Source organism: Pseudochelatococcus contaminans (genome assembly GCF_014195635.1).
In the GTDB taxonomy this organism is placed as follows: Bacteria; Pseudomonadota; Alphaproteobacteria; order Rhizobiales; family Beijerinckiaceae; genus Pseudochelatococcus; species Pseudochelatococcus contaminans.
Window position 1 is genome coordinate 493,739 of record NZ_JACICC010000001.1, and the last position, 15,913, is coordinate 509,651.

The following is a 15,913-nucleotide window of genomic DNA, read 5'->3' on the forward strand; positions in this document are numbered from 1 at the left end:
GCTCTTGATTAGAGTTTCTGCATCCAAAAACGGCCAGCGATATCAATGCGATGATTCTGCTCGAATCGAATGAGCGCTCAACACATTGTCAGTCGCGGAAGATTTCCTGCGACCAGCGGCTTCTAGCTTAGAATCAGCCGCTGTGGCAAGGGCTGTTTTGGATCATTTCACACTCTCCTCAGAAAAAGTTTCTCGGCTGAGGATATTGGCGCCCTATGATGATCGATTGCCGATAAATACGTTCTCTGACAATCGACCGCTTCCGCCAACCACTTCCGCAAGGATCAAAGCTCGCGCATCTATCAACGCTCGATGGAGCGGTATGACAGCCTCGTCGGCGGTTCCGGGATAAAGCCTCCGGCTGTTGATTGAGCGGTCGCGAACGGCAGCGACAGATTGATGCTCTTGGCAGCCGGGGCGGTTGCTGCTTGTGCGGAGACTACAGACTGAGAGGTGGCCGGAGCATCCTGCGAGGCAAGGGCCAGCGCCCTCGGAACAGGCATGGGCACGGCCGGTGCTTGCGCTGCAACCGTGGTGGCAGGTGCCGCCGGCTGGTTTGTCTGCGTCGTCTCGGTCACCTGTTGCTCGGTCACAGGTTGTTCGGCGACACGCTGATCGGCAACTGGGGCAGCGGCTACCGTAACAGCTGCTTCAGGTGCGGTCGCGGTTGGCTGGCTGTCGATGGAGGCGATCAGCGTATCCTGGGTTACGCGGGGAGCGTTGCGACCGACCTTGGTATAAAAAATGTTGCCGCCTGCAACATGCAGGTACCGCATGTTCGGATATTTATAGCGCCGCGTTGCGACGTGGAAGAACATGGAATCGCCAATGCCGGTATGGCGTTTGCCGGCGATGATCTCGTCGGCCACGGCTTCGGCGTGATGACGGTCCCGGGCGGAAAGGGGGCGCGATAGCACGCCGCGTGCGAACTGGTTTTTCTGGCCGACGACGCCGCAAATCGTGCTCGGATAGCTTGGCGAGTTGACCCGGTTCAGCACGACGGTACCAACGGCGAGAAGACCCTCACGGCTGGCGCGTTGGGATTCGAAATACATCGCCCGAACAAGGCAATCGCGCTCGCTGTTGCTGGCGACGAAAGACCGGCGCCGGGGTTCCGAGGCGGTTCCGGTGAACTTCGCCGCGGCGTCGGCGACGATGCTTCGGCTAAGGCCGGATGCGTCCTGCGCAACGGCTTTGTCATTGCCGTGGCTCGATTTAGCAACTGAACGTGTCGCGGATTTGTGAGCGGTCTTCGTGTGTGAAGGCGATTTCGCCTTTGTATTGCCGGTGGCCTGCGTCGTATTGTCGGCAACAGCCAACGAACGCTCGGGAGAGTAACTGCACCCGCCAAGAACGAGTGCTGTCAATACTGTGGTAACGGCCAGCGAGGGACGGCAACGTCGGGCGAAAATCATGCAGCAGCCTCTACGTATTCCGCCGCGACTTGAGCGACATAATATCTGTTAGCGAATGGGGAATGCACTGGCAACCCCCCGGCAACTGTTTTAACGGTTGCGGGAGAATAGGGATGGCTGGCAAAAGAAATGGTCGGGAACACGATTCCTGCTCTTTCCGGTAGGGTAAATGACTTCGATTACACAGAAAATTGCTGCCGAACTTGGCGTCAAGAACCAGCAGGTGGATGCGGCGGTGGCGCTGCTCGACGAAGGGGCGACGGTTCCATTTGTCGCGCGTTATCGAAAGGAAGTGACGGGCGGCCTCGATGATGCCCAGTTGCGCACGCTGGAAGAGCGGCTTCGCTACCTGCGCGAACTGGAAGAGCGGCGCGCCACGGTGCTCGCCAGCATCGAAGAGCAGGGCAAGCTCACGGACGATCTGAGGGCGCGTATTCTGGAGGCGGATTCAAAGGCGCGCATCGAAGACATTTATCTGCCGTTCAAGCCCAAGCGCCGCACCAAGGCACAGATCGCGCGCGAGGCCGGGCTGGGGCCGCTGGCTGAAGCACTGTTTTCCGACCCCTCCATCGCGCCCGATGAGCGTGCGGCGGCCTTCGTGGACGAAGACAAGGGCGTGGCTTCCGTTCAGGCGGCGCTGGAAGGCGCGCGTGCTATTCTGGTGGAGCGGTTCTCGGAAGATGCTGACCTCATCGGCGGATTGCGCGAAGAGATGTGGAAGCAGGGCCATCTCGCGTCCACGGTGCGTGACGGCAAGCAGACCGAAGGCGCCAAGTTCGCGGATTATTTCGATTTCAGCGAGCCGTTCGCCAAGCTGCCGTCCCACCGCATTCTGGCGCTGTTTCGCGGCGAAAAGGAAGAGGTGCTCAACCTGTCTTTCGAGCCGGAGCCGATGACCGTTTCCGCGACGGCGACCAGCGGGCCGGGGCCTTATGAGCTGCGGATCGGGCATCGCTTCGGTATCGCCGATCGCGGCCGGCCAGGTGACGCGTGGCTGCGGGATTGCGTGCGCTGGGCCTGGCGGACGCGTATTCTGGTATCGTTGGGGCTGGATATGCGCGCCCGCCTGTGGCAGCAGGCCGAAGACGAGGGTGTGCGGGTTTTCGCCGGCAATTTGCGCGATCTGCTGCTTGCCGCGCCGGCCGGCATACGCCCCACCATGGGGCTCGATCCCGGGTTCCGCACGGGCGTCAAGGTGGCGGTCGTTGATGGCACGGGCAAGGTGGTCGATACGGCGACCATCTATCCGCACGAACCGCAACGCCGCTGGGATGAGGCGCTGGCAACGCTGGCTGTGCTGGCTGCCCGGCATAAAGTGGAACTGATCGCCATCGGCAACGGCACCGCCTCACGCGAGACGGACAGGCTGGCGGCGGATCTCATTCGGCAGCACCCGCAGTCGGGCCTGACGAAGATCGTGGTGTCGGAGGCGGGCGCGTCGGTCTATTCCGCTTCCGCCTATGCATCGCAGGAGTTGCCGGAACTGGATGTCACGCTGCGCGGGGCAGTTTCCATTGCCCGTCGCTTGCAGGATCCGCTGGCGGAGTTGGTGAAGATCGATCCCAAATCCATCGGCGTCGGCCAATATCAGCACGATCTTTCCGAGACGAAGCTGTCGCACTCGCTCGACGCTGTGGTTGAAGACTGCGTGAACGGCGTGGGCGTGGATGTGAACACGGCATCCGTGCCGCTACTGGCGCGGGTGTCCGGCGTCGGTGAGGGGCTGGCGCGTAACATCGTGGCGCATCGGGATGAGAACGGCGCGTTCTCCAATCGTGCTGCGCTGAAAAAGGTCGCGCGCCTCGGCCCCAAGGCATTCGAGCTGTGTGCCGGGTTTTTGCGCATTCGCGGCGGGGATGATCCGCTCGATGCCTCCGGCGTGCATCCCGAAGCCTATCCCGTTGTGCGGCGTATTCTGGCCACGACGAAGAGCGATATCCGCACCCTGATCGGTGACACGGCGACGCTGCGCGGGCTCGATCCCGCCCATTTTACCGATGACAGGTTCGGCGTGCCGACGGTGACGGACATCCTGCGCGAGCTGGAAAAACCGGGGCGCGATCCGCGTCCCGCCTTCAAGACCGCGACCTTCAAGGAGGGTGTCGAGAAAATCGGCGATCTCCAGCCGGGCATGGTCATGGAAGGGGTGGTCACCAATGTCGCGGCCTTCGGGGCGTTCGTTGACATCGGCGTGCATCAGGACGGGCTGGTTCATATTTCGGCCATGGCCAACAGCTTCGTCAAAGATCCGCGCGATGTCGCCAAGCCGGGCGATGTGGTGCGGGTGAAGGTGCTGGAGGTGGATGCCGCGCGCAAGCGTATCGCGCTTACCATGCGTCTTGACGATGCGCCCGGCGCGACCCGTGACGCCAGTCAGCCGCGCGGCCAGCGGCGGGATGACCGGCGTGAGCAACCGCGCACCCAGCGCCCGGCAGGGGGCGGACGCGGTGAGCCGGCATCCGGCTCGGCGTTGGCCGAGGCATTGCGCCGGGCCGGTCTGTCGTCTGACAACAAAGGCCGGAACGGCAAAAACTAAAGCGTTTTCAAGCAAAGTGGATACCGCTTTGTGTGAAGAAAACGCGTCAAACCAAAAAGATAGAGCCTTTCGGCGTTTCAACGAAATGCCGGAAGGCTCTAAATCGGTCAAGCGAGGGCGCGATGCTATCTTTCATCCATCGTCAGATCAGGCGCATCCTCACCTTGCTGCTGGTGGTGTTCATCATCGCGTTTCTCGTGCGCGGATGGGATATGCGGCGTAGCCCGCCGCTTGAACTCTGGCACACGACCGAGCTGGCGGACATGTCGGCAGCCGATATCGACCGTGCGCGGTGGGACGAGTATCTGCAGGCGGAAGCCGCATTATTCGACAAGGTCGCCAGCGAAGTGGTCGCGGCGACACGGCCGCGTGAGCGCACGCATTTCAACCGTTACTCCCCGACGAGCCCGGTTTATCCGGGAGGGTTCGAGAAAGACTGGAACCGCTCCTTCGTGCTCCTGCCGGATGGTGAGCCTGTCGGGGCCGTGGTGTTGTTGCACGGGCTGACAGACGCGCCCTACAGCCTGCGCCATGTGGGTGCGTTCTACCGTGACCGGGGTTTCGCGGTCGTGGGCATCCGGCTGCCCGGGCATGGCACAGTGCCGGGATCGTTGCAGGTGACGCGCATTCCGCAATGGCAGGCTGCCGTCAGGCTGGCGGTGCGTGAGGCGCGGCGACTGGCCGGCGATGACGCGCCGTTGCATATGGTCGGTTATTCCAACGGCGGCGCGCTGGCGCTCGATTACGCGGTTACGGCGGCGTCCGGTGGCGAGTTGGCGCGGCCCGATCAGCTGGTGCTGCTGTCGCCCATGGTGGGGATCACGCCGGCTGCGCGCTTTACCTGGCTCGCCGGGGTGCCGGCCATCATCCCGGCGTTCGGCCAATCCGCGTGGCTGACGATTTTGCCGGAGTTCAACCCCTTCAAATATAACTCGATGCCCGTGGCGGCGGGGCAGCAGTCTTTCGACATGACACAGATCGTGAAGAACGGGCTGCGGAAGCTGGATGAGGAAGGGCGGATGGGCGAACTGCCGCCGATACTGACTTTCCAGTCCGTGTTCGATTTTACCGTCAGTACGCCGGATGTGATCCGGGAGTTATATGCGCGCTTGCCGGCGAACGGCTCCGAACTGGTGCTGCTGGATGCCGATCTCAATATCGACAATCGCTTCGGCGAGCTGGTGAACATGGATGCGCGCGCCGAGGTGCTGGCGCTTCTGCCTCCCGCGCCCCGTTTGTTCCGCACCGTGCTGGTCACCAATCGCACGGATCGCACCAGCGATGTCATCGCGCGTATTACCGAAGCGGGGGTGAGCGAAAGCACGGATGCGGAAACCGGCCTCAGTTATCCGCCGGATGTCTATTCGCTATCGCACGTCGGGGTTCCGTTCCCGCTGACGGACGGTCTTTATGGTTTGACGCCGGATCCGGATGACGATTTCGGTATTCGCACCAGCGTCGTGAATACTATCGGCGAGGTCAATACTTTTGTGCTGACCGTGGACCCGATCCTGCGCATGACATCACGCATGCAGTCCAACCCGTTCTTTCCGCTGATCATCGAGCGGATCGGCGCGGTGATAGAGCCTTCCCGCGAGCCTGCCAGGGAACCTTCCTGAGCGAAGGGCATCAGGGCTGGCCGCAGAACCTTTTTGCTTTCGGCGTCCAGCTGCCAAACCCCGTGGCCACCATGTTGGTGATGACGCGGCAGATATAGCGTTTTTGCGCCGGGTTGTTGTTGGGGCCGGCGTGATAGCGCGCCACGGCCATCGTCCACGTTCCTTCCCGCCGGTGCAGATCCTTGAGAAAACGCGCTGCATAGTTCACGTTCGCGCGCGGGTTGAGCATTTCCGACAGCGACGAGAATTTCTCGCGGTGGTAGTGATGGTTGATCTGCATGCAGCCGAGGTCGATGAGCTTGACGCCGCGTGCGCGTTCCTCGTTCAGGCGGCGCATGGCATCCGGTTTGTTGCGGGCAAAATATGCTTTTCCGGCGATGTTCATGGCGTAAGGTTGCAGCGATCCGCGCCTGCCGGTCTCTGTGAGACCGACCGCATAAAGGATATTGACCGGCACGTTGAACGTGCGGGCAGCGCGGATCATTTCGCGTTCACAGACATTTTGCGTCGCGGCTGCAAGATGCACCGCTCCCTCCGCTGCCGCAGGTGCGGCCACGCCGGAGAGGGTGCAAGCCAGCGCCAGCAGCGGCAAGAGGTGCGGCCGGAAGCGGCGCGCCGAGCTTTCCGTCCGGTCAGGTGCCTCGGTCTGTTCGAGCCGCGCTTTAAAGATAGATCGCCTGTGGCTCATCGGGGGTTTGAACAGTGGGATCGATGTTGATGGTGGCTGTGTCTTCATTGTCCGATCTGCTGCCTGCGCTTCGACCGGCTTCGCCCTGATCGCGTTGTCGGTCAAAACCGCCGGGTGCGCTGCCATTTTCCTGACCGTTAAATCCGTGCGCCGAGGGCTGGCCGTTGTTGTTGCCGGCATTTGACGGTGCGCCGTTCTGGAGTGCTGGCTGGTGACGGGAAAATTCGATGGAGGCGATTTCAGCGGTGTAGCCGGCGCGGCGCAGGGAATCGAGCAGCCCATCGCGATCGCGTTGCAGGATCTCGACCGATTGCGCCTTGTCAGCGGTGAGGCGCAGTTCAAGCACGCCGCCGACGATGCGCATCCGCGCGGTGACAAGGCCAAGCTCTTCCGGCTGCAACTGGATGCGCAGAATGCGAACCGGGCCGCTATTCTCCGCCGCCGGGTTGGCGACTTGCGCCGCCAGCTGCTGAGCGGGCGTCGCGGCTGTCGTCAGATCCCGCGCCTGGGCGATGATCTGATTGGCAATCCGGACCAGCGTTCCTGCGTCGGCGGATGAAGCATCGGCGACAATGCCCTGTGCTCCCGTCCCCGTCGTTGCCGATTGCTGCGTGATCGTCGAAGTATCGTCCCTTGCGCCGTGGAGGCTGCGGGTTGCTGCCAACGTACCGGGGCGGCGCTCGGTCGAGCCCTGCTTGTCATCGCCGGACATCGGCCCCAGCCGGGTATTGTCTGCTGCGTTATCCGGTCCGGCGGGTTCATCCGCCTCATCGCTGAAGGGGCTGGCCTGGACGGTGGTCGCATCCGGGGTAACTGGCTTTGTGCGCGTAACGCTGTGCGTGGTTGCGGCCTGTGCCGCAATGCTATGCTCTACCGCGGTTGCTGCTTGTGCTACAGTGCTATGCTCTACCGTGGCCGCACCCGGAGTGGCCGGTTTTACGGGCGTGGTGCTCTGCGTGGTTGTGGCCTGTGCCGTGGTGTTGCGGTTCTCCGGTCGGGTTGCAGTGCTCTGGGTTGCTTCAACGTTTGCGGTTGCCGTTCTGACCGGCGGGAGCACTTCATCGAGCGGTTGTGCGGCAGCGGCTTTCGCATCGATGGACGCTATCGCCGGTATGGCCGTTTCCCGAGCGGGGACGTTGACAGGCGCGAAATGCGTCTCGCGGCCGATGACGACGATGCGGGTGGTTTGCTGGCTCTGACCGGCTTGGGCTCCGGCCTCTTGCGCTGCCAGCATTTGTGGCGATGCATCGCGTCGCAGCGGTGCCGACTGGCGCGTTTGCGTAGGCTCCTGCGCCTCCGGCGTGCTGCCGATGGACTGCCCCAGAAGACGTGTCAGGTTGTCTTCCGGCCGGTCTTCGGCTTGCTGTTCCGGCATGTTCTTGCGTGATGGCTCTTCAGTCGCGTTTGCTTCGTCCGGCTGCGTTGAAGCGGTGTCGCCGCCGATGTCGTCTGCCGCCTCTGGCTCGTCCAGCGTCTGCCGTGCGACCACGCTTTCAAGGCGCGTGCGCGCGTTGGCGATCCGGTTTTTCATCGCGCGTGGCTCGTCCGGCGCATCGGGATCGGCTTGTTTTTCGGAGCCGGCTTTCCTGTCGTCCGGATCGCGTGCGACGGTTTCGTAGATGAGCGAGAACGCGCCGTCATCGCCGGTGGCCGCGGCGCCGCCTCTCGTGGTCGAGGATATCGCGCCGCCGCTGGTGGGGGTGATGTCGATGGCGCTCATGACCCCATCCCCTCCTTGATCAGTTCATCGCTTTTGCCGAGCAAATCCTTCACCCGCGACGCCGTGGTATCCAGCGCCGATTTTTCTGCGAAGACGCTTTCGACTATGGCCGCCGGCAAAGGCTTGTCGCTTGCGGGCGGAGGCGAGGCGGACGATTGATCCGTAGGCATGACCGGCATCTGGCGAATGCGGGTGGTGATGTAGAGCGCCGAGTCCAGAAGTCCCGTGTCGTCCGTGGGCAGGCGCTGCCTATCGATGGAGGCGAGAATGGTCTGGCCGTCGAGGAACTCTTTCTCGTCCAGAATGATGGCAGATCCGTAATAAAGCCGTGCCTGTTCCATCATGCTGCTGTTGCCGGGCGCAAGCTCCATGGCGCGCTTGGCGGCAAGGCTGGCCATACGCGTCTTGCCTTGGGTGACCGCCTGCCGCGCCAGACGCAGGTTGATGTCGATGCGGTTCGGCACGTCCAGGGCTTCCAGCAGATCCGTGAGCCAGGCTTCCTGCTCCGGCGTGCCGGACATGTTCATCCGCAACAGCGTGGAGGAAAATCGCTGGTGGAAATCCTTGGCGTAAACGGATGATGGATAGCGCCGCAGGTAATGCTTCGTCAGTTGCTTGAACTTGTCGTTGAGTTCGAGCTGGCCGGTCAGGAAGATCTCGCGGCGCAACGCGCCTTCGTCGACGAGCGTGCCGGGCATCAGCAGCCGCGCCATGTCGAGCAGCTTGACCGCGCGATCGGGATTGGTCCTGGCATAAAGGGCGGACTGGACCAGCGCGATGCGCCCGTCGATGCCGGGGCTGAGGGTCGAGGCGTCCATGTCGCCAAGGTGCTTGCGGGCTGTTTCCTCATCGCCCATGATATAGGCGGCGACGCCGTCGAGAATGGCGGGGTCTATCGCCGGACGAGGATCGAGAGCGACGAGCTTGCGCAGGATCGCGGGCGATCCGCCGCTGAGAGCGAAAGCAATCGCGGCGCGGGCGTTTCTGGGTTCCTGCCAGGCTTCATCCGGCGCGGACAGCAGCGCGGCGTTTGTTTTCGACAGCAGCGGCCCCTGCATGGACAGCGCCATGCGCGAACCGTGCGCGGTGCGGTCCTGCACAGCTTGCAGGGTGCGCACCAGTTGATAAGGCTCGCGTGCCTCCGCCGTTCCGACCGCCGGCAACTCCGTATCGGCATTAGTGGTTTCGGCGGCAGCGGGGGTGATCATCCACAGCATCCCGCATGCTGCGAGCGCGACCAGAGGCCATCGTGGGGCCGTGCGCAGGGCCGTCGTGGTGCGGGCGTTTTCCCTTGTGGGCGTGGGCAGGATGTCGCTCATCTGCTCTGCTCCCTGAGCAATATTTCTATACGGCGGTTCTCGGCCGCCCGTGGGTCGTTGGTGTTCTGCGGCAGCCGTGCGGCATAGCCTTCGATGTGTTCGATCCGGTTTTCATCCAGCCCGCCGCGGATCAGCATGTATGAGGCCATGTGCGCGCGCGCCGACGACAGCCGCCAGTTGTCGTAGTTGGCGGACCTGAACGGCACGGCGTCGGTGTGGCCGCGTATCACCACGGTTCCGGGGTGCTCTTCCAGCATCTTGCCGATGCGGGCGAGCGCACGCACGACTTCCGGTTTCGGCTCGGCGGAGCCGCTGGCGAACATGCTGTATGCCTCGGCGTCGGAAAGCCGGATCAGGATGCCTTCGCTGGTGCGTTCCACGGCGATGCCTGGCGCGGCGGAGGGGAGTGTTTCCTGCTTCAGCGCCTCATCGACATCATGCTTGAGTTCCGCCACCTCATTGGCCTGCTTCTGGGCTTCAGCGTCGGCTGCGGCGTCGGGCGCGATAGCCTTCTGCGGATCGGATGGCCTGGTGGCCTCCATTATCGTCTTGTCAGCCGGTGGCGTGTTATCGTTCTGCGTGCCGGCCTGTTGCTGTCCCGCCTCCAGCGGCATGTCGGGTGTGCCTTCGGGGGCCATGCGCCAGTAGGCGGGATCGAAGGGATCACGCACATCGTTGCTGGCGGCGGCTTCATCCTGCGATCTCGCCTGCATGGCTGCCTGTGCGGCGGTCTGCGCGGTCTGCCTCTCGGGCGGCGTCTTGTCGTCGGCCAGTTTGGCGAGGATCGCGTAAGGGTCCTGAAACAGCGCGCTTTCCTGATAACGCGGTTTGCTGATGTGGCCGGAGTCGCCGGACGGTCTGGTGCTGTCTCCGGAGCTATAGATGTTCTGTTGCTCCTGATTGTGCGCCTTATCCCCCTTGGGGCCGTTCTCGGGCGGAATCTCCTGCGGATCGTCCACGCCCTTGCGCGACACCGTCATGTCCGTCAACTTGACGGGGTTGAAATAGTTGGCGACGGCGGTGCGTTGCTCCTGATCCGTGATGTTGAGCAGCCACATGATCAGGAAGAACGCCATCAGCGCGGTCATGAAGTCGGCATAGGCGATTTTCCAGATGCCGTGAGAACCGTGATCCTCCGGCGCATGGTTGCGGCGCTGGATAAGAATCAGTTCACGCTCGATCTTGTCCATTGTGCACACTCGTTTCAGGCGTTGCGGACTTCCGGATCATTGGGTGGCGAGGGCGCTTTCGATGCGCTGGTTCCATGCGGCGAGCTGCGTCACGCAGACGGTATCCCCCGCCACCACGCGCACATCGGGCGACGAGCTGGCGCTGAACATGATCTGCCGGCCGGAGACAGGTGCATGCGCGGCAACGGCGTCGCGTATCCGGTCGATCAGATCAGCGGGGCCTGAGACGTCGATACGCGCCGCATCGGTTTCGCCCAGCAGCGAAAGCACGAGCTTGCGCAGTTCCCCGAGTGCCTGCTCCCGGATGGTGGATTGCAGGAACGGCGTGAAGATCGTCATCACCGATTGCGACAGGCGCTCTTCCATGTCGGTCATCGCGGTGGCGATCTGCTCCGCCAGCCGGGAAGCTTCCGTCTCGACCCATTCGGCCCGCTCCTTGAGCCGTTGTTCGGCGTGCGCATTGCGTTCAGCCGCGAGCGCTGCGGCAAGGGCTGCGCTTGCCTTGGCGGCTTCCTCCGCGCGCACCTTGTCCGCCTCTTCCTTGATCAGCGCATCGATGTCGACCGGCGCGGATGCAGGCAGGATTGGTGTAACGAATTCGCCATCGTCGACCAGTTTGATGTGGCGAACGACCGATTTGAGCGACGCTCCGGCGGCTCTGGGGCGGACCTCCTTGTCCTGCCCGTCGAGGGATGGAGCGGTTGTCTCGCCGGGCGCGAACGGATTGGCGACTCTGGCCGCCAGCGCTTCCGGTGAGTGGTCCTCGATGGTTTTCGGTGTGTCGGCCGGGCCGAAATCCGGCAGGCAAGAGGCGAGGGACATGTTCATGCGGCCACACTTTCACGTTTGAGCCATTCGCGCAGAATGGCGGCTGCGCGTTCCTCGTCCTGCGACATGACGTGTTCGAGGCGCCGTTGCAGGGTGACGGGGGCGTTGATATCGAAATCTTCGAGCAGCGCCTGTTCGCCTGCGCCTGCCTGGCCGCCACTGCCGGGCAAGGCTCCTGCCGCACCGGCAGCCTGCTCGTCCGGCAGCAGCGCTTCTGCGCCGGGATTGTCTTCAAGCGCGAGCATGGTTTCGGCGGCGGCTTCGTCGCCGGGGCGGGACAGGATGGCGTTCACCGCCGGGCGCAGGCCAAACCAGATCAGCAGCAGTGACACCACCAGAATGGTGACGGCGTTGATGACGTTGCCCATCTGGCGCAACAGCAGTTCCGTGATGGAGAGCGGCGGCACGGGTTCCAGAGCGCCGCCGTCCTCGGGGAAGTCCACCGCGAGCACCTTGATGGTGTCGCCGCGATCTTCCGCATAACCGGCGGCGGAACGCGTCAGTGCCTCGATTTCCGCGACCTGCTTGTCGATGGCCTCCGGTGTCGCGTTATCGCCGATGAGCTGGGCGATGCGCGCCCGGTTGATGAGAACCGCCACGGACATGTTCTCGACCGAATAGCCGTCACGCACGGTCTGCACGGTCTTTGTCGAAATCTCGTAGTTCGTGATTTCTTCGCGGCGGTTGGCTTCGGATGTTGACGACTGGCTGCCCGCCGCGTTCGGCGCCTGCTGCGGAATGTTCTGCTGCACGGTCGTAGGCTGCTGCTGGTCGGCATTCTGCGACGCTTCGGATTCGCGCACCGCGCGGGTCGAGCGTTCAACCCGGGACTCAGGATCGTAGGTCGTTTCCTGCGTGCTGGTCTTGTCGGTGTTGAGGCGAACGGCGATGCTCACCTCGAAGTTGCTCACACCGAGGAACGGAGCCAGCGAGCGCCTGACGTTTTCCTGCAGATCGCGGGCGATGGCCTTTTCCAGCGCATTGGCCTGGCCGTTGATCGCGCCGGTGCGGCTGTCTCCGGATGCAATCAACACGCCATCCGTATTGAGAACCGAAACGCGCTCCACCGTCATGCCCGGAATGGCCGAGGCGACGAGCTGGCGAATGGCCTGGGCGGAACTGGTGTCGTCCGCCGGTTCGGTGCGGATCACCACCGACGCGGAAGGCGGTTGCTGATCACGGCGGAAGGAGCCGCGGTCCGGCAGCACGATGTGAACGCGCGCCGCCTTCACGCCGTTGATAGACTGGATCGTGCGGGCGATCTCGCCCTCCAGCGCACGCACGCGGGTCACTTCCTGCATGAAGGAGGTCAGGCCGAGCGACCCGAGTTCGTTGAACAGTTCGTAGCCAGAACTCGTGCTTTGCGGCAGGCCCTTGCTGGCCAGCAGCATGCGCGCGTTGGCGGTGTTGCCGTGCGACACGTAAACGCTGGTGCCATCGGGGCTGACGTCAAAGGGCACATTGCCGTCGCGCAGCGCCCCGCCGATCCGCGCCACGTCGTCACGGTTCAGGCCCGTGTACAGAACTTCCATCTCCGGCCGGCTCAGGTAATAGGCGCCCAAGGCCACTCCGAGAAACACGGTAAGCCCCACCACAGCGAGAGCAGCAAGACGCCGCGCACCGAGATCCCGGATGTTGTCCCAAAGTTTCTCTGCTTGCTCGCGGCCGGTCATCGTCAATCCATCTGAACGACAGGTAAGGACAGTGCGGCGGATACCCCGCGCCCGGATTGTCGATCCGGCGGGTGTCCGCCATTTCGGAATTGGCCAGAAGCCATGCTCCGAACATGCCGTGCACTCTGGCATTTCAAACTTGTCTGGGGATTGCCTGCGCTTTTGGCCCGCATCGCCGCATACACGTCACGCTATCGGCCACGTCACGCTTTCAGCGATGCGCAGAACGATGATGCCTCGACGGCAAATTTGGCGTGCCAAATGCCCTTGATGCAGGTATCGTCATGGCATGATGTTGCAGTCGAACAAGCATGTATTCCGCCGCGTGGCGCTGCCGGTTCTGATACTGGCGGCGGCGGTTCTGTGTCTTCCTGCGCCGTACACGGGGCAGGGGGGTGGCATGGCATTGGCGGCGTCCGCCACCGGCGATGCTCCCGACAGTCTTTATGAGAGGCTGGCCGCGGCGCAGAATGAAGCCGAAGCCCGTGACGCCGAGCGGGCAATTACGCGGGTGTGGCTGCGCTCCGGCAGCCCCACGGCGGATTTGCTTGCCACCCGCGCGCATACCGCGTTGGCTATGGAAGATGCGGCACTGGCCATCGAACTGCTGGACCGGGCAATTGCGCTCGCCCCTGACTGGATGGAAGCCTACGCACGCCGCGGGCAGATCTTCGCCGCTATCGGCGATGATGAGCGGGCGGTGGCGGATTTCAATCAGGTGCTGGCGCAGAACCAACGCCATTTCGTGGTGCTGACGACCCTTGCCGCCATTCTCGACCGTAGCGGCCTGCGAAAAGGCGCCCTGACGCTTTACGATAAGGCGCTGGCGATCAATCCGCAGATGGACGATGCCCGCAAGGTACGCGACCGCCTGAAAATCCTTGTCGAGGGGCGGCCTCTTTGACACCTGTCAGGAGTGGCGTTCAGGCTGTTCTGCCAGCCTGAACGCAATTCGCCAACTCCTATTACAGGCCGTAGCTTTTCAGCGCCTCGGCGATTTCATCCAGCGAGTTCGGGTCCTCGATGGTTGCGGGCAGCGACCACGGTTGGTGATCCGCGATTTTCTTCATGGTGCCACGCAGGATCTTGCCGGACCGTGTCTTGGGTAGGCGGCCGACGGTGATCGCGAGGCGGAAAGCCGCCACCGGGCCAATCTGCTCACGCACCCGTGCAACGAGCTGCTTTTCGATATCCGCCGGATTATCGGTGACGCCGCTCTTCAGCACGACAAAGCCGCAAGGCACCTCGCCCTTGAGCGCATCGGCTATGCCGATGACGGCGCATTCCGCCACAGCCGGGTGGCTGGCGAGCACTTCCTCCATACCGCCCGTCGACAGGCGATGTCCCGCGACGTTGATGATATCGTCGGTGCGGCCCATGATGAAGATGTAGCCGTCCTTGTCCTTGAAACCGGCGTCCGATGTTTTGTAAGCGCCCGGAAACTCGTCGAGGTAGCCGCTTCGGAAGCGTTCATCGTTCTTCCACAGCGTCGGCAGGCAGCCGGGCGGCAGCGGCAGCTTGATGATGATCGAGCCCATCGTGTCGGCGGGCACCTCTTTATTCCCCTCGTCGACGATGCGCACATCATATCCCGGCATCGGTACGGTCGATGATCCTGTCTTGATCGGCAGGATGCCAAGGCCCACAGGGTTGCCGGCAATCGCCCAGCCTGTTTCGGTCTGCCACCAGTGATCCACCACCGGAATGTTCAAGGTCTGCTGTGCCCAGTTCACGGTGTCGGGGTCGGCGCGCTCGCCGGCCAGAAAAAGCGTCCGCAGGCGGGATAGATCATACCGCGGCAACAGCTTGCTGTCCGGGTCTTCCTTGCGGATAGCGCGCAGGGCGGTCGGCGCGGTGAACAGCGCCGTGACCTTGTATTCCTCGCACACGCGCCAGAAGGCCCCGGCGTCCGGCGTGCCGACAGGCTTGCCCTCATAGATGAGCGTTGCCGGGCCATACACCAGCGGACCGTAAACGATGTAGCTGTGTCCCACGACCCACCCGATATCGGATGCCGCCCAGAACGTTTCGCCGGGGTTGATGTCGTAGAGATTCCGCAGCGTCCACGCCAGCGCGACCAGATAACCGCCGGTATCGCGCACCACGCCCTTGGGCTTGCCGGTGGTGCCGGAGGTGTACAGAATGTAAAGCGGATCGGTTGCTTGCACCGGCACGGGTGGAACGACGCGTCCGGCATCGCGCGCCTTGTCGACAACCTCCTGCCAGTCGTAATCGCGGCCCTCGACAAGATCGGCCGTGACCTGCGGACGCTGAAGAACAAGCGTCGCCGCGTCGGACCCGGACAGGCGCAAAGCCTCATCGAGCAGGGGCTTGTACGCAATCACGCGCGATGGTTCGATGCCGCAGGATGCTGTCAGAACGAGTTTGGGTTCGGTGTCCTCAATGCGCGTCGCCAGCTCCGGCGCAGCAAATCCGCCGAACACCACGGAATGGATGGCCCCGAGCCGCGCCACCGCCAGCATGCCGATCACCGCTTCCGGAATCATCGGCATATAAATGACGACCCGGTCACCCTTGCCGACGCCAAGATCGGCGATGACCGCCGCCAGCGCCTGCACTTCGGATAGCAGCTCGTTATAGGAAATGGTGCGCTTCGTATCCGCCACCGGGCTGTCGTAGATGATGGCCGGTTGCTCGCCGCGCCCCGCTTCCACGTGCCTGTCCACGGCGTTGTAACTGGCGTTCAGAACCCCGTCCGGAAACCAGCGGCCATAAACACCCGCGTCTGCGTCAAAAATCGTTTCCGGCTGCTGCACCCAGCTTATATTGTCAGCCGCCCGGCGCCAGAATCCCTCCGGATCGGCACGCCAGTCCTCATAAACCGTGTGATAGCTGGAAGACGCAGGTGCCGCGTCTCGATGATCCTGCGTTGTGGGCTGGTTGATGTCTGGTCCCGTCATGGCG

General features: G+C 63.1%; 11 protein-coding genes. 3 read left to right on the forward strand and 8 right to left on the reverse strand.

Annotated features, from left to right (window positions below; genetic code table 11):
• Positions 1–302: 302 nt before the first annotated feature.
• Complete coding sequence (locus FHS81_RS02080; RefSeq protein ID WP_183750355.1) at positions 303–1,367, reverse strand: cell wall hydrolase; 1,065 nt, start codon at positions 1,365–1,367, stop codon at positions 303–305.
• A 217-nt stretch (positions 1,368–1,584) separates the two neighbouring features.
• Here FHS81_RS02080 and FHS81_RS02085 point away from each other — a divergent pair, with 217 nt between their 5' ends.
• Positions 1,585–3,951: a Tex family protein gene (locus FHS81_RS02085; RefSeq protein WP_183750356.1), complete on the forward strand. Its 2,367-nt coding sequence runs from the start codon at positions 1,585–1,587 to the stop codon at positions 3,949–3,951.
• 122 nt (positions 3,952–4,073) lie between these two features.
• Positions 4,074–5,570 (forward strand): alpha/beta hydrolase, encoded by a 1,497-nt coding sequence (locus tag FHS81_RS02090; RefSeq protein WP_183750357.1) that lies wholly within the window; start codon positions 4,074–4,076, stop codon positions 5,568–5,570.
• A gap of 10 nt (positions 5,571–5,580) precedes the next feature.
• Here FHS81_RS02090 and FHS81_RS02095 read toward each other — a convergent pair whose 3' ends face one another.
• The 6 genes from FHS81_RS02095 to fliF are packed head-to-tail and all read right to left on the reverse strand — an operon-like array spanning position 5,581 to position 12,988.
• Positions 5,581–6,258, reverse strand: coding sequence for a transglycosylase SLT domain-containing protein (locus FHS81_RS02095; RefSeq protein ID WP_183750358.1), 678 nt, complete (start codon positions 6,256–6,258; stop codon positions 5,581–5,583).
• Positions 6,233–7,978, reverse strand: coding sequence for a flagellar hook-length control protein FliK (fliK, locus tag FHS81_RS02100; RefSeq protein ID WP_183750359.1), 1,746 nt, complete (start codon positions 7,976–7,978; stop codon positions 6,233–6,235). Before fliK ends, FHS81_RS02095 begins: the two co-directional genes overlap by 26 nt.
• Positions 7,975–9,297, reverse strand: coding sequence for a chemotaxis protein MotC (locus tag FHS81_RS02105; protein ID WP_183750360.1), 1,323 nt, complete (start codon positions 9,295–9,297; stop codon positions 7,975–7,977). Before FHS81_RS02105 ends, fliK begins: the two co-directional genes overlap by 4 nt.
• Positions 9,294–10,487 (reverse strand): flagellar motor protein MotB, encoded by a 1,194-nt coding sequence (locus FHS81_RS02110; RefSeq protein WP_183750361.1) that lies wholly within the window; start codon positions 10,485–10,487, stop codon positions 9,294–9,296. The genes FHS81_RS02105 and FHS81_RS02110 overlap by 4 nt, the downstream gene beginning before the upstream one ends.
• A 36-nt stretch (positions 10,488–10,523) precedes the next feature.
• A complete protein-coding gene (locus FHS81_RS02115) occupies positions 10,524–11,315 on the reverse strand; it encodes a hypothetical protein (protein ID WP_183750362.1) in 792 nt (263 codons plus the stop codon).
• Entirely contained in the window at positions 11,312–12,988 is a 1,677-nt protein-coding gene (fliF, locus tag FHS81_RS02120; RefSeq protein WP_183750363.1) for a flagellar basal-body MS-ring/collar protein FliF, read from the reverse strand. Before fliF ends, FHS81_RS02115 begins: the two co-directional genes overlap by 4 nt.
• Positions 12,989–13,277: 289 nt before the next feature.
• Here fliF and FHS81_RS02125 point away from each other — a divergent pair, with 289 nt between their 5' ends.
• Entirely contained in the window at positions 13,278–13,892 is a 615-nt protein-coding gene (locus tag FHS81_RS02125; protein WP_183750364.1) for a tetratricopeptide repeat protein, read from the forward strand.
• 61 nt (positions 13,893–13,953) lie between these two features.
• On the opposite strand, the gene FHS81_RS02130 is transcribed toward FHS81_RS02125, so the two are convergent.
• Positions 13,954–15,909 (reverse strand): propionyl-CoA synthetase, encoded by a 1,956-nt coding sequence (locus FHS81_RS02130; RefSeq protein ID WP_183750365.1) that lies wholly within the window; start codon positions 15,907–15,909, stop codon positions 13,954–13,956.
• Positions 15,910–15,913: the final 4 nt, after the last annotated feature.

Bases quoted from the DNA above. Each gene is read 5' to 3' on its own strand.
- fliF (WP_183750363.1), bottom strand. From the start codon at position 12,988: ATGACCGGCCGCGAGCAAGCAGAGAAACTTTGGGACAACATCCGGGAT.
- FHS81_RS02115 (WP_183750362.1), bottom strand. From the start codon at position 11,315: ATGAACATGTCCCTCGCCTCTTGCCTGCCGGATTTCGGCCCGGCCGAC.
- FHS81_RS02105 (WP_183750360.1), bottom strand. From the start codon at position 9,297: ATGAGCGACATCCTGCCCACGCCCACAAGGGAAAACGCCCGCACCACG.
- FHS81_RS02125 (WP_183750364.1), top strand. From the start codon at position 13,278: ATGATGTTGCAGTCGAACAAGCATGTATTCCGCCGCGTGGCGCTGCCG.
- fliK (WP_183750359.1), bottom strand. From the start codon at position 7,978: ATGAGCGCCATCGACATCACCCCCACCAGCGGCGGCGCGATATCCTCG.
- FHS81_RS02110 (WP_183750361.1), bottom strand. From the start codon at position 10,487: ATGGACAAGATCGAGCGTGAACTGATTCTTATCCAGCGCCGCAACCAT.
- FHS81_RS02085 (WP_183750356.1), top strand. From the start codon at position 1,585: ATGACTTCGATTACACAGAAAATTGCTGCCGAACTTGGCGTCAAGAAC.
- FHS81_RS02095 (WP_183750358.1), bottom strand. From the start codon at position 6,258: ATGAGCCACAGGCGATCTATCTTTAAAGCGCGGCTCGAACAGACCGAG.
- FHS81_RS02130 (WP_183750365.1), bottom strand. From the start codon at position 15,909: ATGACGGGACCAGACATCAACCAGCCCACAACGCAGGATCATCGAGAC.
- FHS81_RS02090 (WP_183750357.1), top strand. From the start codon at position 4,074: ATGCTATCTTTCATCCATCGTCAGATCAGGCGCATCCTCACCTTGCTG.